22 protein-coding genes are annotated in these 19,300 nt (G+C 43.4%); all 22 read left to right on the top strand.

The genetic code is table 11. From position 1 onward, the window contains the following. The first annotated feature begins 3 nt into the window (after positions 1–3). The 22 genes from ftsW (at position 4) to Q7J41_RS07585 (ending at position 19,012) form a co-directional block, all read left to right on the top strand. Entirely contained in the window at positions 4–1,143 is a 1,140-nt protein-coding gene (gene ftsW, locus Q7J41_RS07690) for a putative lipid II flippase FtsW (protein ID WP_304886814.1), read from the top strand. A 3-nt stretch (positions 1,144–1,146) separates the two neighbouring features. Next, a complete protein-coding gene (murG, locus tag Q7J41_RS07685) occupies positions 1,147–2,250 on the top strand; it encodes an undecaprenyldiphospho-muramoylpentapeptide beta-N-acetylglucosaminyltransferase (RefSeq protein WP_304886812.1) in 1,104 nt (367 codons plus the stop codon). Next, the gene (locus Q7J41_RS07680) at positions 2,250–3,095 is read left to right on the top strand and encodes a cell division protein FtsQ/DivIB (RefSeq protein WP_304886810.1); all 846 of its coding nucleotides are present in this window, start codon (positions 2,250–2,252) and stop codon (positions 3,093–3,095) included. Before murG ends, Q7J41_RS07680 begins: the two co-directional genes overlap by 1 nt. Before the next feature lie 268 nt (positions 3,096–3,363). Beyond that, complete coding sequence (gene ftsZ / locus Q7J41_RS07675; protein WP_035356806.1) at positions 3,364–4,416, top strand: cell division protein FtsZ; 1,053 nt, start codon at positions 3,364–3,366, stop codon at positions 4,414–4,416. A gap of 5 nt (positions 4,417–4,421) precedes the next feature. After that, positions 4,422–4,904, top strand: a complete 483-nt coding sequence (nrdR, locus tag Q7J41_RS07670; protein WP_304886802.1) for a transcriptional regulator NrdR — start codon at positions 4,422–4,424, stop codon at positions 4,902–4,904. Then, a complete protein-coding gene (locus Q7J41_RS07665) occupies positions 4,891–5,439 on the top strand; it encodes an NUDIX hydrolase (RefSeq protein WP_304886801.1) in 549 nt (182 codons plus the stop codon). Before nrdR ends, Q7J41_RS07665 begins: the two co-directional genes overlap by 14 nt. A gap of 214 nt (positions 5,440–5,653) precedes the next feature. After that, the gene (locus tag Q7J41_RS07660) at positions 5,654–6,295 is read left to right on the top strand and encodes a site-2 protease family protein (RefSeq protein WP_304886799.1); all 642 of its coding nucleotides are present in this window, start codon (positions 5,654–5,656) and stop codon (positions 6,293–6,295) included. A 2-nt stretch (positions 6,296–6,297) separates the two neighbouring features. Next, complete coding sequence (locus tag Q7J41_RS07655; protein WP_304886797.1) at positions 6,298–7,035, top strand: ScpA family protein; 738 nt, start codon at positions 6,298–6,300, stop codon at positions 7,033–7,035. After that, positions 7,025–7,675 (top strand): SMC-Scp complex subunit ScpB, encoded by a 651-nt coding sequence (gene scpB / locus Q7J41_RS07650; protein WP_304886795.1) that lies wholly within the window; start codon positions 7,025–7,027, stop codon positions 7,673–7,675. Before Q7J41_RS07655 ends, scpB begins: the two co-directional genes overlap by 11 nt. A gap of 14 nt (positions 7,676–7,689) precedes the next feature. Continuing rightward, positions 7,690–8,376: a pseudouridine synthase gene (locus tag Q7J41_RS07645; RefSeq protein ID WP_370650998.1), complete on the top strand. Its 687-nt coding sequence runs from the start codon at positions 7,690–7,692 to the stop codon at positions 8,374–8,376. Beyond that, entirely contained in the window at positions 8,376–8,774 is a 399-nt protein-coding gene (locus Q7J41_RS07640) for a hypothetical protein (RefSeq protein WP_304886791.1), read from the top strand. Before Q7J41_RS07645 ends, Q7J41_RS07640 begins: the two co-directional genes overlap by 1 nt. After that, a complete protein-coding gene (locus Q7J41_RS07635; protein WP_304886789.1) occupies positions 8,764–9,345 on the top strand; it encodes a class I SAM-dependent methyltransferase in 582 nt (193 codons plus the stop codon). Before Q7J41_RS07640 ends, Q7J41_RS07635 begins: the two co-directional genes overlap by 11 nt. Before the next feature lie 2 nt (positions 9,346–9,347). Further along, positions 9,348–10,271, top strand: coding sequence for a MurR/RpiR family transcriptional regulator (locus tag Q7J41_RS07630; RefSeq protein WP_304886787.1), 924 nt, complete (start codon positions 9,348–9,350; stop codon positions 10,269–10,271). A gap of 3 nt (positions 10,272–10,274) precedes the next feature. Further along, on the top strand, positions 10,275–11,510 hold the full coding sequence (locus Q7J41_RS07625; protein ID WP_304886785.1) for an NAD(P)/FAD-dependent oxidoreductase: 1,236 nt from the start codon (positions 10,275–10,277) through the stop codon (positions 11,508–11,510). 33 nt (positions 11,511–11,543) lie between these two features. Continuing rightward, positions 11,544–12,197 (top strand): (d)CMP kinase, encoded by a 654-nt coding sequence (gene cmk / locus Q7J41_RS07620; protein WP_304886783.1) that lies wholly within the window; start codon positions 11,544–11,546, stop codon positions 12,195–12,197. Beyond that, positions 12,194–12,775 carry a 1-acyl-sn-glycerol-3-phosphate acyltransferase gene (locus tag Q7J41_RS07615; protein WP_304886781.1) on the top strand — a complete coding sequence of 194 codons (582 nt, stop codon included), beginning with the start codon at positions 12,194–12,196 and terminating at the stop codon, positions 12,773–12,775. Before cmk ends, Q7J41_RS07615 begins: the two co-directional genes overlap by 4 nt. A gap of 7 nt (positions 12,776–12,782) precedes the next feature. After that, positions 12,783–15,053, top strand: coding sequence for a bifunctional 4-hydroxy-3-methylbut-2-enyl diphosphate reductase/30S ribosomal protein S1 (locus Q7J41_RS07610; RefSeq protein ID WP_304886779.1), 2,271 nt, complete (start codon positions 12,783–12,785; stop codon positions 15,051–15,053). 168 nt (positions 15,054–15,221) lie between these two features. Beyond that, complete coding sequence (locus Q7J41_RS07605; protein WP_304886777.1) at positions 15,222–15,629, top strand: Rrf2 family transcriptional regulator; 408 nt, start codon at positions 15,222–15,224, stop codon at positions 15,627–15,629. A gap of 19 nt (positions 15,630–15,648) precedes the next feature. Then, positions 15,649–16,857 carry a cysteine desulfurase NifS gene (gene nifS, locus Q7J41_RS07600; RefSeq protein WP_304886775.1) on the top strand — a complete coding sequence of 403 codons (1,209 nt, stop codon included), beginning with the start codon at positions 15,649–15,651 and terminating at the stop codon, positions 16,855–16,857. 42 nt (positions 16,858–16,899) lie between these two features. Then, the gene (locus tag Q7J41_RS07595) at positions 16,900–17,274 is read left to right on the top strand and encodes an iron-sulfur cluster assembly scaffold protein (protein WP_304886773.1); all 375 of its coding nucleotides are present in this window, start codon (positions 16,900–16,902) and stop codon (positions 17,272–17,274) included. A gap of 137 nt (positions 17,275–17,411) precedes the next feature. After that, entirely contained in the window at positions 17,412–17,939 is a 528-nt protein-coding gene (locus tag Q7J41_RS07590; protein WP_304886771.1) for a hypothetical protein, read from the top strand. Then, complete coding sequence (locus tag Q7J41_RS07585) at positions 17,939–19,012, top strand: AI-2E family transporter (protein ID WP_304886769.1); 1,074 nt, start codon at positions 17,939–17,941, stop codon at positions 19,010–19,012. Before Q7J41_RS07590 ends, Q7J41_RS07585 begins: the two co-directional genes overlap by 1 nt. The last annotated feature ends 288 nt before the right edge of the window (positions 19,013–19,300 follow it).

Raw genomic sequence — 19,300 nt, 5'->3', positions numbered from 1 at the left:
ACCATGAAAAATGGAAAAATAGATCGACCCTTTTTGATTGCGCTGATGTTATTGGCGGGCATCGGGGTTATCATGGTATTTAGTGCCAGCATGTACTCATCCACGATTAGTGGGGAAAAAGGTTATGCCCTGTTCTTGAAACAGTTGTTTTTTGTCATTTTGGGCGTGACCGTCATGGGGGTCATGAGCAAGATTGATTACCGGGTTTATAAAAAATACTATCTTGTCGGTATTGTGATTTCTGTTTTTCTCCTGATTATCGTTTTAATCCCGGGAATCGGATTAAAGGTAAATGATGCGAGGCGGTGGATCGATTTGAAAGTGACCACCTTCCAGCCATCGGAATTGGCCAAGGTCGCTGTTATCCTTTATTTCAGTACCATTATTTCCCGAAAACCCGGCATTATCAAAGAAAACATGCCGTTTTTACTGAATTGCATGCTGCCCCTGGGACTGATCTGCGGCCTGACTGCCATTGAACCGTCTTTGAGTGCGGCCATGGCCATTGCCCTGGCCGCTGTTGGGGTGCTTTATTTTGGCGGCATTAAATTTAAACTTTTTTATCCTTATCTGGGTTTTGGATTATTGGCAGTGGCTGGTTTAATGATTGCCGAGCCCTGGCGGTTGGATCGATTTAATGTTTTTTTGGGCAAAGGGGGGTATGATTACCAGATATCCCAGTCGCTTTTAGCGATCGGTACCGGGGGGATCTTTGGCCGCGGTTTGGGCAACGGAAAGCAAAAGTATCTGTTTTTGCCGGAGTTGCAAAATGACTTTATCTTTGCCAATATTGCCGAAGAATTTGGTTTTATCGGCTGTTTGCTGGTTTTGGGTCTGTTTGCTTTTGTTATCTGGCGGGGCTTCCAGATTGCCCAAAAATCCCAGGATACCTTTGCCTATCTGTATACCAGCAGCGTTATGCTGTTGCTGGCGTTCCAGGTTCTGGTTAATGTTGGTGTTGCCGCAGCGATTATCCCGGTAACTGGGATGGCCTTACCTTTTATTAGTGCCGGTGGCTCCTCGATGGTCATTCTGTTTGCGATGATGGGCCCGATTTTAAATATCTCCAGAAATGTTGATCTTGGCAAGAAACTGGAGCAAAACAGAAAACCAGTGCTCAACAAGAAAAAGATTGTGAGGTAGACTGTGAAAGTACTTATTGCAGCGGGCGGAACCGGGGGACATATATACCCGGGACTGGCGATTGCTGAAAAAATAAAAAGCGAAAATCCAGGGGCAGAAATAATCTTTATCGGATCGATGGTGGGGATGGAGAAAAACATTATCCCCCAGTTTGGATATCCGATTGAGTATATTCGGGTCAGAGGATTTGAACGAAAAGCCTCATTGGAAACCCTGGTAGCGATTAAAGGAATTTTTGACGGGCTTAGCGATGCTAAAAAAATAATCAAGAAACATCAGCCGGATCTGGTCATTGGAACTGGCGGCTTTACCGCCGGACCATTGCTCTTGATCGCCAGCCGCCGGAAAATAAAAACAATGATTCATGAACAGAATGCCTATCCCGGCAAAACAAATCTGATGCTGGGAAAACGGGTGGATCGGATTGCCATCAGTTTTAAAGAGGCCGAAAAGTATTTTCCCAGGGAACGAACCTTTCTGGCTGGAAATCCGGTGCGCTCGGAATATCATCAGATTGACCGAGGCGAATTGCGGAAGAACCTGAATCTATCAGATTCACAAAAAATGATCTTAATTATGGGTGGTAGCCAGGGCGCCGGTTCGATCAACCAAAGTGCCCTGTCATTGATTGCATCGTATATAGAGCGAGATGATCGGGTCGTTTATCATTTAACCGGAAAAGATCAGTATGAGTCCATCAAACAAGAAGTGGAAAACCTGGGACGCTCACCATCCGGTCATGTTTTTGTGGAAGCCTACAGCAATGAGGTGCACCGCCTTTTAGGGGCAGCCGATCTGGTGATCAGCCGTTCTGGAGCGATGTCGGTGGCTGAAATCCAGGCCGTAGGGGTACCTTCAATTCTGGTTCCCTACCCCATGGCAGCCGGAAATCATCAGGAATTTAATGCCCGGGTAATTACCGATCCGGGTGGCGGAGTTCTCATCAAGGATCGGGATCTGACCGGAGCGCTGCTTATTCAAACCGTTGAGTCGTTATTGGAGGATGATGAAAAACGCCAGAACATGTGCCGCATTACCAGGGAACAAAGCATTATTAATGCCGGAGATCGGATTTATGATGAAATAAATAAGTTAATGGAGAATTAATGAAACGATCAAAGAAGAAAAAACCCAAAGAAAAAAGCATTAAAAAACCACAACACCACGAGCTGTCAAAGCAGGAACTCCGGGAACAACGGCGGCGGCAGCGAAAAATAAATAAGCGCAAACGACTGATGAAGGGTCTGATTACTATCCTGATCATTTTAGGGGTGATTGGTGTCATCAGCTTCGGTGTTTATCAGGCCGTCAATCTAGGGATCTTTAACGTGGCTGAAATTGAAGTGGTTGGAAATGAGATTGTTGACACTCAGACGGTTGTCGAGGCATCAGGAATAAGCATTGGGGAGAGTATTTTTTTGATTGATGTCAATCAGGCCAATTATAATATTAGTGCTTTGATGAATTTAGATGAATTGGAAATTTTCAAGATCATGCCGAATAAGATTTTGATCCGGATGGCGGAGTCGGTACCAATATGCGCCGTTAATTATGATAACAAGGTTTATTATCTCGCCGACGACAAAAAACTGATTGAAGATGGGGAGTACTTAAGAAAAACTGATATCCCCCTGATTTTTGGCAGTGATGCCGTTACTATTTCAGAAATTGGTAAAGAAGTGGCAGTTGAACCTTATTGGCGTTTTGATACCGTGATGAACATTTTGAAAGACTTGAAAAATGACGGCAATTTAGGGAAAATATCTGAGGTACGGATGACAGACGTGAATACCTATGAAATTGTCACAAAGAATGGGACGGTTTTTATTCTTTGGGATTACAATAATTATCTGGAGAATAAGGCTTATATCCAAACAAATCTGGATAAGAACACCAGCAATATGATTATTAATTTAGCGGCGGGGACAAAGCCAGTCATCAAACCCCGTTAAAAGTCTCGGCACTTCTCACGATTTCTGCTTAATATTTTGTTGAACAATAAAATATCGGCGTTATTTTACTTAATTTATTATTCACTAGTTGAAAAATTTGGAAATAAAGGTTAATATAAAGGGGTGAACATTTCTTTAGCCATAAATACGGGAGAGAAGTGTTATTAAAGATGAAAAGCAACTGAGGCAATTCATGTGTTTCAGGAAAAAAGATACAAGAGATATCAATTTAGAACGAGAAAGCTGTTTAGTAAGAGGAGGAATAAAAGTGTTTGAATTAGATGGGAATTACGATAATTTTGCAAAAATTCGTGTTATAGGTGTTGGTGGTGGCGGAAATAACGCCATTAATCGGATGATTGAAGCCGGGATGAAGGGCGTCGATTTTATTGCGATCAATACCGATAAACAAGCCCTGGCCTTAGCTTTATCCGAAAAGAAGCTTCAAATCGGGGAAAAAATTACTCAAGGACTTGGTTCCGGGGGAAATCCTGAGATTGGTCAGAAAGCCGCAGAAGAAAGCAAAGACGCAATTGCAGATATGATCAAAGACACCGATCTATTGTTTTTAACAGCCGGTATGGGCGGCGGAACCGGATCCGGTGCTGCGCCGATTATTGCAAAAATCGCCAAAGACATGGGCATTTTAACCATTGGTGTGGTCACTAAACCGTTCTCTTTTGAAGGTCGGGTACGGATGCGTAATGCCCAGATTGCCAGTGAATTTTTACAGGAAAATGTCGATTCTCTGGTAACGATCCCCAATGATCGACTATTAAGAATGGCCGATAAATCAACCTCTCTGAAAGATGCGTTTAAATTAGCCGATGATGTATTGCTCCAGGGCGTCAAAAGTATCTCGGATCTGATCGCGATGCCAGGACTGATCAGTCTTGACTTTGCCGATGTTAAAACAATTATGAAAGATACTGGCCTAGCTCATATGGGTGTTGGTCGCGCTACTGGCGATAACCGTGCTGAAGAAGCGGCTAAACAAGCGATTCTCAGTCCGTTGCTGGAAACCCAGATCGATGGGGCAACCGGGGTGCTGCTTAATATCACTGCTGGCGAAGATCTTTCCTTATTTGAAGTCGATAAAGCTGCCAGCATTGCCAGAGAAGCTTCTGACCCAGATGCCAACGTTATTTTTGGGGCAACCATTGATGAATCCTTAGGCGATGAAATCAAAATTACGGTTATTGCGACAGGCTTTTTATCTGGCGGTGAAAAAGAAAAGAAAGCCGTTATTAAAAAAGTTGTTAAGAGTGCCAATGATTCGGTTGGCGAATTTTCAATTCCAGATTTCCTGACCCAAGAATAATACTTATGAAATGTCCGTATTGTGCGTTCGATGACAGCAAGGTGGTCGATTCACGACCATCCGAAGAAGGAACAATGATCCGCAGACGCAGGGAGTGCAATCGCTGCAATAAACGTTTCACGACCTACGAACGGGTCGAAAACATCCCGCTGATTGTTGTTAAAAAAGGCGGTCAGCGAACAGCCTTCGATAAAAATAAAATATTCAATGGCATGATTAAGGCCTGTGAAAAACGGCCGGTTCCCATTGATACCATTAAAACAGTGGTCGATGATCTGGAACGGAGTCTCTATCAGAGTGAAATGAAAGAAGTCCCATCTTCGTTGATCGGAGAACAGGTCATGGTTGCCTTAAAGAGCATGGACCAGGTCGCCTATGTCCGTTTTGCTTCCGTCTATCGGCAGTTTAAGGACGTGGCCTCGTTTATGGATGAGCTGGAACGATTAATTTCAGAAAAACAGGCAGAGGGTGCGCATGAAACAATTTGAAAAAACCGTAAAGAGTGAGGTCATTTATGATGGCCGGATTGTTAAGCTGCGGATTGATGAGGTTTTGCTTCCGGATGGTAGTTTTTCTAAACGGGAGATTGTTGAACACCAGGGAGCGGTAGCTGTTTTAGCAGTTAAAGATGGACAGATGATCTTTGTGAAACAATACCGGATTGCCAGTCAGCAGCTGCTGACGGAAATTCCGGCTGGTTTACTGGAACCTGGTGAAACCCCTGAAGCCGCTGCAATTCGGGAATGCTGCGAAGAAATCGGTTATCGTCCGGTTAATCTTTTTAAGCTGGGAGATTTTATCCCGACCCCGGGTTATTGTTCAGAGAAAATTACCCTGTTTTGTGCCACCGAATTTGTCTGGGATCCCCTGGAAGAAGACCCGGATGAATTCATCCGAGTCATTAAAATACCAGTGCGGACAGCTCGAACCCTGTTTATTAACGGACAGTTCATTGACGGTAAAACCGCCGCGGCGCTGGGCTATTATTTTTCCATTGCCGCAAGAAGACTGATAGCAGAATAATAATGTTCAATGAGGATAGATGGTTTATTTCGATGCAGAGCATTAGAATAAATCATCTATTTTGTATTAAGCATCATAAGCTTCATAGCACATAACTAGCACTTAATGATAAGAGAAACATAGAAAAAAGTTGGTTTGCGTCAGACCGGAATTCACATAGAATCTCAGGTTTGAATAAATCAGACCGATAACGTCAAATTACGAGGTAAGGATAATGTTTAATTTTACACCGGACTATTTTTATAATTTACTATTGAGCCTTCCAGGAATATTGATCGCAATCAGTTTTCACGAAATGGCTCATGGTTACGCCGCTGATTCAATGGGGGATCCAACCCCGAAAAATGCCGGGCGTTTAACCTTAAACCCCCTGAAGCACATTGATCCGCTGGGTTTTATATCGATGCTGTTATTCCGCTTTGGCTGGGCCAAACCGGTGCCGGTAAATCCCGGAAATTTCAAAGATCGGAAAAAGGGGATGATTGTGGTGTCCCTGGCTGGGGTTCTTACCAATCTGCTACTGGCATTCTTTGGAATGGCTGCCTATCTTGCGGTGGTACCTTTGAACAATGAAGTGTTGATGATGGTGTTGCAGTATATTTATATTTACAATATTATGTTTGCGGTCTTTAATATTATTCCCATTCCGCCGCTGGACGGATCCCAGATTCTGGTCTTGTTTTTACCGCCCAAAGCACTGATGACTTATTATAAATATCAGCGCTACGGCATGATCGCGATTTTTGTACTGGCTTTTACCGGTCTGTTGGGAATGATTATCAACCCCGTCATTAATGGAGTATCGAGCCTGTTTTTTGCAATACTTTTGCCAATTTTCAATCTGATCTGGTCCTGATTATGGCATATGCAGTGTGTCTGGAAACCTTTGAAGGCCCCCTGGATCTGTTAATCAATCTGATCCAGAAAAACAAGATCGATATTTGCGATATTCCCATTGCAACGATCACCAATCAATATTTATTGCAGATTCGGACCTGGCAGGACATGGATATGGATGTGGCCAGTGAGTTTATTGTCATGGCCGCCAGACTGCTGGAAATAAAGGCCAAAGCGTTGCTGCCCAAAAATGAAGCGGAACAGGAAGACCCTGAAGATTTGCAGGCCAGACTGGTTCGGCAATTGGTCGAATATAAGATCTTTAAAGAGATCAGCCGCTATTTGCAAACACGGGAACAGGTCGAACTTGGTGCTATTTATCGAGATCCTGAGTATATCCCCCAAAATACTGAAGCGGTACCGCTGGTCATTGATCCCTATTCCCTGGAACAATGCTTTAAACGGCTGTTATTTCAAAAAGAAGAGGAGTTGGAGGCCATCGCCCCGCCCCAGAAGATTATCCGGGAATTATTCAGTATTGAAGAAAAAATCGCCGAAATAACCGATGTCCTGATTCAGGCGGGAGCAGCGGGGGTCAGCTTTTCAGAGCTGCTCCACCCGGATATTTCCCGGGAAGAGGTGGTGGTAACCTTGCTGTCGCTGCTTGAAATGGTTAAAACCAGCGGTTTGCGACTACTTCAAAATCGGGTATTTATTGATTTTCAGATTCACAGGGAGGTGGAGAACAATGAACAGTGATGAACTGGCGGGCATCATCGAAGGCATTCTTTTTGGGGCTGGAGATGGGGTTTCGATGACGGAATTGTGTCGATGCCTGGATAAACCGGTGCCGGAAGTACAATTTGCCATGGAAATACTTAAACAGGATTATCAATCAAAAGCAAGAGGCCTTCGTCTGGTTCAGATCAAGGATACCTATCAGCTTTCGACAAAACCCGACTATTATGGCTATATCAAAGAAATTACCAGACATCAGGAAAAAGCCGGTTTATCGCGGGCCGCCCTGGAAACTCTGGCGATTATTGCCTATCGTCAGCCCGTTACCCGGCTGGCCGTTGATGAACTGCGAGGGGTCAGCTCCAGTAGTGCGATTCAGCGCTTGCTGGATCGGGGACTGATTTGCGATGGAGGTCGGCTGGAAGCTCCGGGGCGACCGATTCTTTATAAAACGACCCATGCTTTTCTGAAAACCATGGGTTTTACCAGTCTTAAAGAGATTCCGGAATTTGAAGTTTTTTCGCAGGGAAAACAGGAAAGCTTTGATCTGGAATTGCTCAAGCGTGAGTCGGAAAGCAATGAGGCATCCAGCGAAGAGTTGCTGGCAGGAATGCTGGAAAAAACCATGGGCGATGCCCGGATTCTGGAGGCGGCGCAGTGAGAATTCAAAAATATATGGCTCAATGCGGGGTTGCTTCCCGGAGAAAATCTGAGGAAATGATTCAAAAAGGACTGGTCCAGGTCAATGGCGTCACCATCCGTGAACCAGGTTTCCCGGTTGATCCGCAAAAAGATGAGATTATCGTCGCGGGAAAAAAATTAAATACAGCGGCAAAAATCTATATCATGGTTAATAAACCCAAAGGGGTCTTATCAACTTCCGCAGACACCCATGGCCGTCAGCGGGTGTTGGATCTGGTGCCGATTAAAGAACGCCTTTACACCGTGGGGCGATTGGATATGGATACTGAAGGGCTGCTGTTATTGACAAATGACGGCGATCTAACCTTCTATCTGACTCATCCCAGCCACGAGTTTGGCAAGACCTATGTGGGTCTGGTCAAGGGTTGCCCGGATAAAAACAGTCTGGAGTCGTTTAGTCATGGCATGGCGATAGAGGATTACCGCACCGCCCCGGCAACCATTAAGATTTTAAAAGTGAATCAGAATACCAGTTTGCTGGAAATGCGGATTCATGAAGGAAAAAAAAGACAGATCCGAAAAATGTGTGCCGCCATGGGTCACCCGATTATTGATTTAAAACGGGTGGCTGTCGGAGACTTGACCATGGGTAACTTGAAACCTGGTGAATGGCGATATTTAAATAATGACGAAATTACTTATTTAAAAGGAGAAAATTAATGGTAAAAATAGGATTTCCAAGAGCGTTTAGTCAAATTCAGGCATTGTTTCCAGAAAAAGAAAAAGAACGGGATTTATATATTGTGGCCGAGGATACGGCCAAGTCGGAAATCCTCGGCGCAGTTCGTTTTTTTTATGGGGAAGAACAGGTTGATATTTACGAGATGATCATGACCATCCAGGGTGATCAGGCGATGGCTGTTTTTGATGGAATTATCCGAACTCTACTTTATAAAATGGCTGAAGAAGGGTGTACGGCCCTGTCGGTTAAGGGCGCCACCGGTGAATTTGCAGCATATTTTAAAGACCATGATTTTACCGAAGCAGGGGATTTACTGATCCATCGGGCTTTTGTTGGAGAGTTTTTCAAGCCCTGTGCAGGCTGCAGTGAAAAATAAACCATTGCGGGTTACCGAGCTGGCCTGGAATTTTTTGAGACCAGTGCTTGAATGCGGCGATATTGTTGTCGATGCTACTGCCGGAACGGGTCAGGAAACCCTCTTTCTCTGCCAATGTGTAGGGGAAACTGGTCGGGTTTTTGCCTTTGATATCCAGGCGGCAGCGTTGCAACACACTAAAGATACCCTCGAAAAAAGTGGATGTGCCGACCAGGTTACCTTGATTCAGCAAAGTCACGAATTGATGGTAACTACATTAAAGGCGGCCGCAATTGGGGAACAAGCGGTCAAAGCGATTATGTTTAACCTGGGCTATTTTCCCGGCGGTGATCAGACCATCACCACCCAGCTTGAAACAACCATGGTTGCACTGGAGGGGGCATTATCCTTATTGGCACCCGGCGGATTAATAACGCTGTGCCTCTATCCCGGGCACCCCAGCGGATGTGCCGAAGCGCAGGCCGTGATTCGCTGGTGCGAGGCTCTGGAATCGCCTTTTGTGGCTCATCATTTTCGGACCTTGAATCGCCAAGCGCCGCCCACACTGGTCATGATCCAGAGAACGAGGTAGATATGAAAGACGTTTCAAGTGTAAAAGAATGCCGAGATATTTTTTCAGCAATTAAGAAGCGTTATGCAAAATTGAGCAAATCCCATAAACTGATTGCTGACTATATGCTGAGTCATTATGAACGCGTTGCTGAAATGTCGGCGGTGACGGTAGCCAAAAGTGTTGGCGTTAGCGAAGCAACCGTGGTTCGTTTTTCGGTTACCTTGGGCTATGAAGGCTACCCGGAATTCCGGCGGGCGATAAAAAATGAAATCAACAGTAAGCTGACAACGATTGAGCGAATTGATATGACCTTGCGAAACGAGCAAAAAGAAAAAGCCTTGCAGGAAACGGTGCATAATGTTCTGAAGTCAGATTTGTCAAATATCAACGCTACCTTTGAGGAATTTGACTATGAGATTTTCAAATCCTGTATTGACTTGATCTTGGGTGCTCGCAAAGTGGTTATCATCGGCTTTCGCACCACCACCCTGTTAACGGAGCATCTGGGTTATTATCTCAATCTGATTCTGGATAATGTCCGGGTGGTCAATTATGGGGTATCCGATATCTATGAGCATTTAATCCGGGTCAATGAAGAAGATGTGGTCATCGCCATCAGTTTTCCCCGTTATGCCCAAAAGACCTATGAAGCGGTTGAATTTTTAAAAAATAAAGGGGTAAAAATTATTACGATCTCGGACAATGAAAATGCTCCGATTAATGTCTTTACCCAACATCGGCTGATTGCCAAAAGCAATGTTTATTCATTTGTGGATTCGTTGGTGGCACCGCTTTCGTTAATCAACGCTCTGGTGATTTCGGTGGGGCTACGAAATATCGGAAAAACAAAAGAAACCTTTAATGAACTTGAAGAAATATGGCGAGAACATTATATCTATACTGGCGATGAATTGGAAAATAGTTCGCGAAAGGACAAAGAATAATCAATGAGTAGAATAGCAGTAATTGGAGGCGGTCCCGGCGGCATGATGGCGGCGGTGGCGGCTGGCGAAAAGGGACATCAGGTTGATTTGTTCGAAAGTAACGAAAAGCTGGGAAAAAAACTGTACATCACCGGAAAGGGTCGTTGCAATCTGACTAATGCCGTTGACATCGGTGATTACTTTGACAGCATTGTCCATAATCACAGCTTTATGTACAGTGCCTTATATTCGTACACAAATACGGATTTTATGGCCTTTCTGGAAAAAAACGGGGTACCCTTAAAAACCGAACGGGGAGATCGGGTTTTTCCGGTCTCGGATAAATCCAGCGATGTGATCAATGGTTTTAAAACGGCATTGAAACACAATCGCTGCCAGGTTCATTTAAATACGAAAATAACCGATCTTTCGATTAGTAATAATATCATTAATGGAATTATCTTTGAAAACGGCGAAATCAGGAAGTATGATGCAGTGATCCTGGCAAGCGGCGGGAAAAGTTATCCATCAACCGGTTCGGATGGTAACTTTTTTAAGATTTTAAAAAATTGCGGTCATCAGATCACGCCCCTGGCGCCGGGTCTGGTACCAGTCAATACCAAAGAAGACTGGCCCCGAGATCTGCAGGGGCTGGCACTTAAAAATGTGGCCTTAACCCTGTCTGAGAAAACACTCAAGGGACAAAAGAAGGTCAAGTCAATGTTGGGTGAGATGCTGTTCACCCATTTTGGTATATCCGGACCGCTGGTTTTATCATTGAGCTCTTATATGATCGGAAATACAAAGGATTTTAGTCTGGAATTGGATTTAAAACCGGCGTTAAGTATGGAACAAATGGATGCCCGGATTCAACGGGACTTCCTTAAATATCAAAATAAGGATTTTGGGAACGCTCTGGGGGATTTATTGCCATCCAAAATGATTCCGGTGATGGTAACCTTGTCTGGAATTGACCCGAACGCCAAGGTCAATCAGATTACCAAAGAGCAGCGAAAAAAGCTGGTGGCGTGTTTTAAACAGTTAGAGATTGGCATTGCCGGACTACGAGATTTTACCGAAGCCATCATCACCGTTGGCGGTGTGAATGTAAAAGAAGTAGATCCGGGGACGATGGAATCAAAACTGATTAGCAATCTTTATATCGCTGGGGAGATGTTGGATGTGGATGCCCTGACGGGTGGCTATAATATCCAAATTGCCGTATCTACCGGCTGGCTGGCCGGGAACTCGGTAAAGTAATTGTTTGTAAGAAGTTGGATGAGGGAGAGTAAGATGCAAATTGCCATTGATGGTCCTGCTGGGGCAGGAAAAAGTACCATAGCAAAAAAAATAGCAGCAACCTATAGAATGACCTATCTCGATACGGGTGCCATGTATCGTTGTATTGCCCATTGCGTTTTAAATCAGATTGGTGATCATTTTGATAATGAAGCAGATATTGTCAGAATTGCCCGGGCAACCGTGATTCGATTTGAAGACGATCAGGTGTTTTGCAATGATCAAGACGTTACCAGAGAAATACGAACCCCCCTGGTTTCCCGGCATACCTCCGATGTGGCCAGGATCAAAGAAGTCCGGGAGCTGTTAGTTGCGCAGCAGCGGGAATATGCTAAAGATCATGCGGTGGTCATGGATGGCAGAGACATCGGTTCCGTAGTATTACCAGATGCTGAACTAAAATTTTTTCTGGATGCCGACGTTCGGGAACGGGCACAACGAAGAAAAAAAGAACTGGATGAAAAAGGAAACGGCAAAACCCTGGAAGAAATAAAAAATGATATTGAAAATCGCGATACTAATGACCGAAACCGATCAGAAGGACCATTGATCCAGGTAGCGGACGCTATTGTCATTGATACAACCGGAAAGAGTATTGAAGAAGTTTACGAAGAAATGAAATTGCATATTGACGAGGCGCACCGATGATTTATAAAATCGGCCGTTTTTTAACCTATCTGCTCAGTTTGATGCTCTTTCGGATCACAATTATTGGCAAAGAGAACATCCCGGAGCATGGCGGAGCACTGATCTGTCCTAATCACATCAGCAATATTGATCCGGTGGTGATTTCATTTACAACCCCCCGGGAAATTCATTATATGGCCAAGGCGGAGCTGTTTAATAATCCGCTTTTACGCTGGTTTTTCAAAAAGGTCAACGCTTTTCCGGTTAATCGGGAAAAGGTGGGAGTGGAAACCATCAAGACATCCTTAAGAATTCTAAAGGAAGACAAAATTCTGGGGATATTTCCGGAAGGGCATCGGGTTAATCCGGAAGACCGGACTCCGCCGGCCAGCGGTTTTGTAGTCTTTGCCATCAAGACAAAATCGCCGATTATTCCGGTACGGATTAAAGGAAAATACAGCTTCCGAAGCAAAATCGAAATTATTATTGGTAAGCCGGTTTATCTGGAAGAGTATTATGGCAGAAAACTATCTGACGAAGAAACCCGGCAGTTAAGTGAAAAAATCATGGATGCTGTCTATGGATTGGAATTGACTTGAGGTTAACATGGAAATAATTATAGCGGAGAAGGCTGGCTATTGCTTTGGCATCGAAAATGCCATGAAAATGGTTCGGGAAACCATCGAATCCGGTCAGGAAAAAATATATACCTTAGGTCCGATCAGTCATAACACCCAGGAAACGATGCGCCTGGCCGATCAGGGAGTCGTCATAATTACAGACGACGAGGTGAATGGTTTAGAAACCGGCTGTATTATCCTTCGTTCCCATGGGGTCGGCAAGAAAATTATTGAAACGATTAAAGGGAAAGGCCTCCCGATCATTAATGCCACCTGCCCCTTTGTTCGGGCCGTTCAAAAAAAAGTGGAAAGCTATGATGCTACCGGGTATCAGATTGTCATCGTGGGAAATAAGGATCATCCGGAGGTTATTGGTGCAAATGGCTGGTGCCAGGATAAAGCTTTAATAATTAGTGACATAAATCAGTTGGAAAATATTGAAAGTTATGATAGAATATGTATTGTGGCTCAGACCACCATCATCGAATCCAGATTCAATGAAATTTGTGATGCGATCAGGTCAAGAGTCAATGAAGTAGTTATATTTAATACTATTTGCAGTGCCACCGCTGAAAGACAAGCAGCGGCAGCGAAAACTGCAAAAGAAGTAGAATATATGATCGTAATCGGTGGATACCACAGTTCGAACACACAAAAACTGGCGGATATCTGTAAATCGTATTGCGCAAAAACTTGTCACATAGAAACCATTCGGGACTTAGATCTCGCTGAAGTAATGAAATATCAAAAGATAGGAATTACGGCAGGGGCATCAACACCGGATTGGATCGTTAAGGAGGTATTGGAAGGTATGGAAGAGCAAAACAAAATTGCTGAGGAAAACGTGGTCGTAGAAGTGACGACTGAAGAACAGCCAACTGTTGTAGTTGAGGAAGTGGTGGAAACCATTGAAAAAGACGAATATGATGATGCTAATTTCGATTTCGCTGCAGAAATTGAAGAGTCATTAAAAACAATTCGTCGGGGTGCTGAAATCGAAGGCGAAGTTATTCACATTGCTGAAGATGAAGTGATCTTAAACATTGGCTACAAAGCAGATGGTATCATCAAAAAGAATGATTTCACATGGAGAAGCGATGAGGTATTATCTGAACTTGTACAATTAGGAGACAAAGTTTGGTGTATCGTAACTGATTTAAATGAAGGTTCTGGAAATGTAAAACTTTCAAAAATCAAATATGATAACCGTCTCGTACAAAAACAGTTAAGTGACGCCTTTGATAATAAAACGATCTTGGAAGGAACAATCAAAGATATTTCTGGAAATGGTTTAATTGTTGATATCGGATTTACTGATATTTATATGCCAGCTTCACAATATCATGTTCGTTACGTTAAAGACTTAAACACCCTGATTGGCGAAAAAGTTAAGGGGATCATTATTGATTATAACCCAAAACGACGTCGAGCGATTCTTTCACAGAAAATTATTCTTGAAAAAGATATGAAAGAACGTCGGGAACAAGTTAAAGAAATGAAAGACAAACGTTTTGATGAATTAAACGTGGATGATGTCGTTAAAGGGGTGGTTAAAACCATTACTAATTTCGGAATCTTTGTTGATCTTGACGGAATTGATGGTTTTGTTCATCGTTCAGACCTGACCTGGGAAAAAATTAATGAGCCTAAAGATATTGTCGAAAAAGGCCAGGAAATTGAAGCTAAGGTTATCGCTAAAAATGAAGAAGACAAAAAAATTAAATTAAGCGTAAAAGCATTAATGGATCGTCCTTGGGATGATTTCATTGCTAAATATAATGTTGATGATGAAGTAGAAGTTACCATCACTAATATTTTAGACTTTGGTGCCTTTGCTGAAGTGATTCCAGGCGTTGAAGGTTTAATTCACGTTTCTGAAATCAGCTATAACCGGGTTGAGTCCGTTGCGTCAGTTTTAAACACTGGTGATGTGTTAACTGTAAAAATCATCGGCATTAATCCCGAAAAAGAAAAAATCAGCTTAAGTAAAAAAGCAACCGAAGAAGCTCCCGCTCGTCCTGCTCCAACACAAAGAAGTAGCAGCAACAGCAGCAGTAGCAACGCCGGATCTGGCGATCGCGACAGAACCAGTAACTACGGAGGCGGCGATAGAAATCGTCGACCACAGCAAAACCATAACAGCAACAACAATCGTAATAAAACAGTTTACGAAGAAACCGCCAATGTAACCCTTGGGGATGCATTTGCTGATATGTTCAGCGGTCTTACTTTCGAAGACAGCGAAGACGACAAATAAGAATTGCCTTTTTAAAAGATCCAAGCGCTGGTATTTTTCCCAGAGCTTGGATCTTTTTTAATTTAGAAAATTTTTTTTCGTTTTACTCTTGAAAAATATTTATTTCGTGCTATAATGACATTAAATCCCGGTGGAATACTCGGAAATAATCCAGGGAGGTTTAAACACTTGAGACTTTCAACAAAAGGACGATATGGTGTGCTTGCCATGGTGGAACTGGCGCTGCAATATGGAGATGGACCGGTTTCAATTAAGGAAATCGCCGAAAAACAAAACTTTTCAGATTCATACATGGAACAGCTTTTTTCAACCTTAAAAAACGCCGGACTGGTTAAAAGCATAAGAGGTGCCCGCGGTGGCTATATTTTGGCTCGGGATCCCAGTGATATTACCATTGGTGAAATTATCAGAGCGCTCGAAGGTCCCATCGAACTGGCTGAATGCATCGATGGCGGCGGCAAACTAACCTGTGTCAAATCACCGGAATGTGTGACCAGAGGGCTGTGGAAAGACATTAGTGACAGTATCAGCAATATCATTGATAATCGATCATTACAGGACTTATTAGGCAAATAATGAGAAAGAGGTATAAATTATGAAACGAATATATTTAGATCATGCGGCAACAACTCCAGTTGATCCGGCTGTTGTTGAAACCATGCTTCCATTTTTCACTGAATATTTTGGCAATCCTTCTTCGGTATACACCGAAGGCAGGGGCGTTAAGAAAAGCATTGAGGCGGCGCGGCTGCAGATTGCCAAAGCCATCAATGCCGACCCCCGGGAAATCTATTTTACCGGAAGTGGGTCAGAAGCAGATAACTGGGCCATAAAAGGTATCGCCATGAAGAATCAGGCGAAGGGAAAACACATCATCACCTCCACTATTGAGCATCATGCGGTTCTTCACACCTGCGAATACCTGGAAAAACAGGGGTTTGAAGTAACCTACCTACCGGTTGACGAAGATGGGCTGATATCACTGGATGATTTACGCAATGCGATCAGAAAAGACACCATTTTAGTCACGATCATGTTTGCCAATAATGAAATTGGAACCGTCGAACCGATTAAAGAAATCGGCGAAATTGTTAAGGAAAAAGGGATTATTTTTCATACCGATGCGGTTCAGGCACTGGGCAACATTCCAGTTGACGTCAAGGATTTAAATGTCGATTTACTCTCCATATCGGCTCATAAAATATACGGTCCTAAAGGGATTGGTGCTCTTTTCATCAGAAAAGGAGTGCCGATTGACAATTTAATCCACGGCGGCGCTCAGGAACGAAAAAAACGGGCAGGAACAGAAAATACGGCTGAAATTGTGGCCTTTGGAAAAGCGGCGGAAATGGCAACAGAGCATCTGGCAGAAAATGCCGCCCACATGAAAAAATTAAGAGACCTTCTGATTAAAGGGGTCATGGATAATATTCCGCAGGTTCGTTTAAACGGTCATCCGGAAAAACGCCTGCCCGGGAACGCAAATTTCTGTTTTGATTATATCGAAGGGGAATCAATCCTTCTCAGTTTAGACATTATCGGCATTGCCGGTTCCAGCGGATCGGCCTGTACATCGGGTTCCCTAGACCCATCTCACGTGCTGCTGGCGATTGGTTTACCGGCGGGGGTAGCTCATGGATCGCTGCGACTGACGATTGGAAAACACACAACAGCTGAAGATATTAACTATGTGGTCGACAATCTGATCCAGATTATTGAACGCTTGCGGAAAATGTCCCCGATTAACGCCGATTGTCCGATTGATGATGCTGTTTTTGATAAAGCAGCGCATCACCATCATTAAGAATAAAATCTAGATCAAAATAAATACTAAGGAGAAAAGAAAATGGAATATACAGATGTAGTAATGGAGAACTTTACCTGTCCCAAACATGTGGGCGAGATTGAAGACGCAAATGGTGTTGGTCAGGTTGGAAGCCCGGCTTGTGGCGATATTATGAAAATCTTCCTAAAAATAAACGGTGACGGTGTCATCGAAGATGCATCCTTTAAAACCTTTGGATGCGGTGCAGCAGTGGCCAGTAGCAGCATGGCAACCGATATGATCATCGGTAAAACCATTGAAGAAGCGGGAAAATTTAAAAACTCAGATGTGGTTGATGCTTTGGGTGGATTGCCAGCTGAAAAAATACATTGTTCAGTGTTGGCAGCAGAAGCCATCCAGGCCGCCATTGAAGACTATCACAAAAATAAAGCATAAATAAATTTATAAAGACGTCGCTTCCATTAACATGAGACGATGTCTTTTTTTTTGAAAAAATAAATATAAATCCACGTTGCCATAAAAAAAATAATAGGGTAAGATAAGCATATCACAAAAAACGAAAGGAGCGCAGAATGAAAGCGAACATTTTACTCAATGTGGAAGTTGTTTCTCAAAAGAACGGCCGACGACATGGGTTGGTCAAGAGTCTGGTGGTTGTGAACCATGTTGTCAAGTATCTGGTGATCAATCCCGGTGGAATTCTCTCCAGAGCCCAATTTTTCAAACCAGAAAATATTATTGATGTTAATTATAAACGGTTGGTAATCGAAAATGAAAAAGTCATCATTAAAGCAAAAGGAGAAAAAGTAAAAACGTATCTGGACGAGGCATTTCCACTGATGGATTATCCGGTCGTGGATAAAAATGGGGAGGCCTTTGGTCATGTGGTCAATGCCACCATTGAAGAGGGCACCTTTGCCATTACCGAATACGAAATTTCCCGCAGTTTCTTTGATGATATCGATCATGGCTTTGCAATTATTCCGGCCATCTACCTGGTTTATAAGGATCAAGTGCTTTATTATGAAAAAGAAATGTTTGATCTGGGGTTTAAAAAACAGGGAACCGGCATTGCTAATAAATTACTGGGGGTAAGATAATGGAAGATTCATCCAACAAAAAGCGACTGTTATTGCTTAATCTCATCGTCGTTGCCTTAATTGGGGCACTGTGCTTTTTTGTCTGGCCAACCCTGGCAGGGATGTTTGCCCCATTCTTTTTTGCCATTGTACTGGCTTATTTGCTCAATCCGCTGGTTAGAAATTTTGAGAATAAAGGCCTAAACCGGGGGGCATCCGTTCTGATTGTATTCTTTGCGGTGCTGGCACTGGTGATTGGCGCTTTTATGAGCTTTATTCCCAGTCTGATTACGAATATTGCCAGTATGATTAAGAGTATTCCAAACTTTGTGACCCAAACGCAGACCTACATCACAAATTTGTCGGACTACATTTCAAATTTTACCGGGTACGATATTACCCAGTTTTTTAATCTGGAGCAGGTTCTAGGAAATGTGCTACAGGGTTTTGCAACGGCGCTTCAGGGGATTTCCAATGCCATTCTCCAAAATAGCGGCCAATTGATGAATATCATCATTGTGCCATTGGTGACGATCTTTCTATTGATGGATAAGGAACTCTTTATTAAGGGCATTATGTATCTGGTGCCATTGCAATATCGCAACAGTATGCTTAAAATGTGTTGTGACATCGATCTGGTCATTGGTGGTTTTATTAAGGGACAAGGGCTGACTTCTCTCATTGCCGGGATTGCAACGGGCATTGGAGCCTTTGCACTAGGACTTCCTTACGCAAGTATTATCGGGGTGATTGCCGGCGTTACCACCATGGTTCCTTATTTTGGACCAGCGGTGGGCACGATTGTGATCGTACTGCTGGTGCTGTTCACCAATCCAATGATGATTATCCCGATGCTGATTGTGATTGGCGTGGTTCAGGTGGTCTGTGGTAATTTTCTGGCACCGGCGCTGATGTCTGGAAACGTGGGACTCCACCCAGTGTTTATTATCTTCTCGATCTTCTTTTTTGGTGCCATGTTTGGAGGCGTTGGGATGATTATGGCGGTACCGATGGCTGGAACCATTAAGGTAATTGCTGGATATATTATTTCTCTATTTGCCTCAAAAGACGTCACCGATCTAAAAAAGGATTGACATTTAAATATGAAATTAATATAATCAACATTATAGGTTAATATTAAAATGCATCGAGAACGAAGGCTCTGAAAAACAACGATTGCAGAGAGAGAGACATCGCTGAAAGTCTTTTATGGTTGGTTTAGAGTTGCCCCGTTCGAGCAGCTGAGAAGAAAGTTTGAATAACGTGTCAGGCGAGTACTTTCAGACGGGAAACCGTTATCAATAAAGTGAGTTGCTAATGGATGCAGCTAATTTGGGTGGTACCGCAGATTAAACCGTCCCTTGCAGACTTGCAGGGGATTT

Origin of the sequence: Acetobacterium sp., from assembly GCF_030652775.1 — a bacterium.
Lineage (GTDB): Bacteria > Bacillota > Clostridia > Eubacteriales > Eubacteriaceae > Acetobacterium.
The sequence above is the reverse complement of the archived record's forward strand: the minus strand, read 5'-3'. Positions and strand labels throughout refer to the sequence as shown.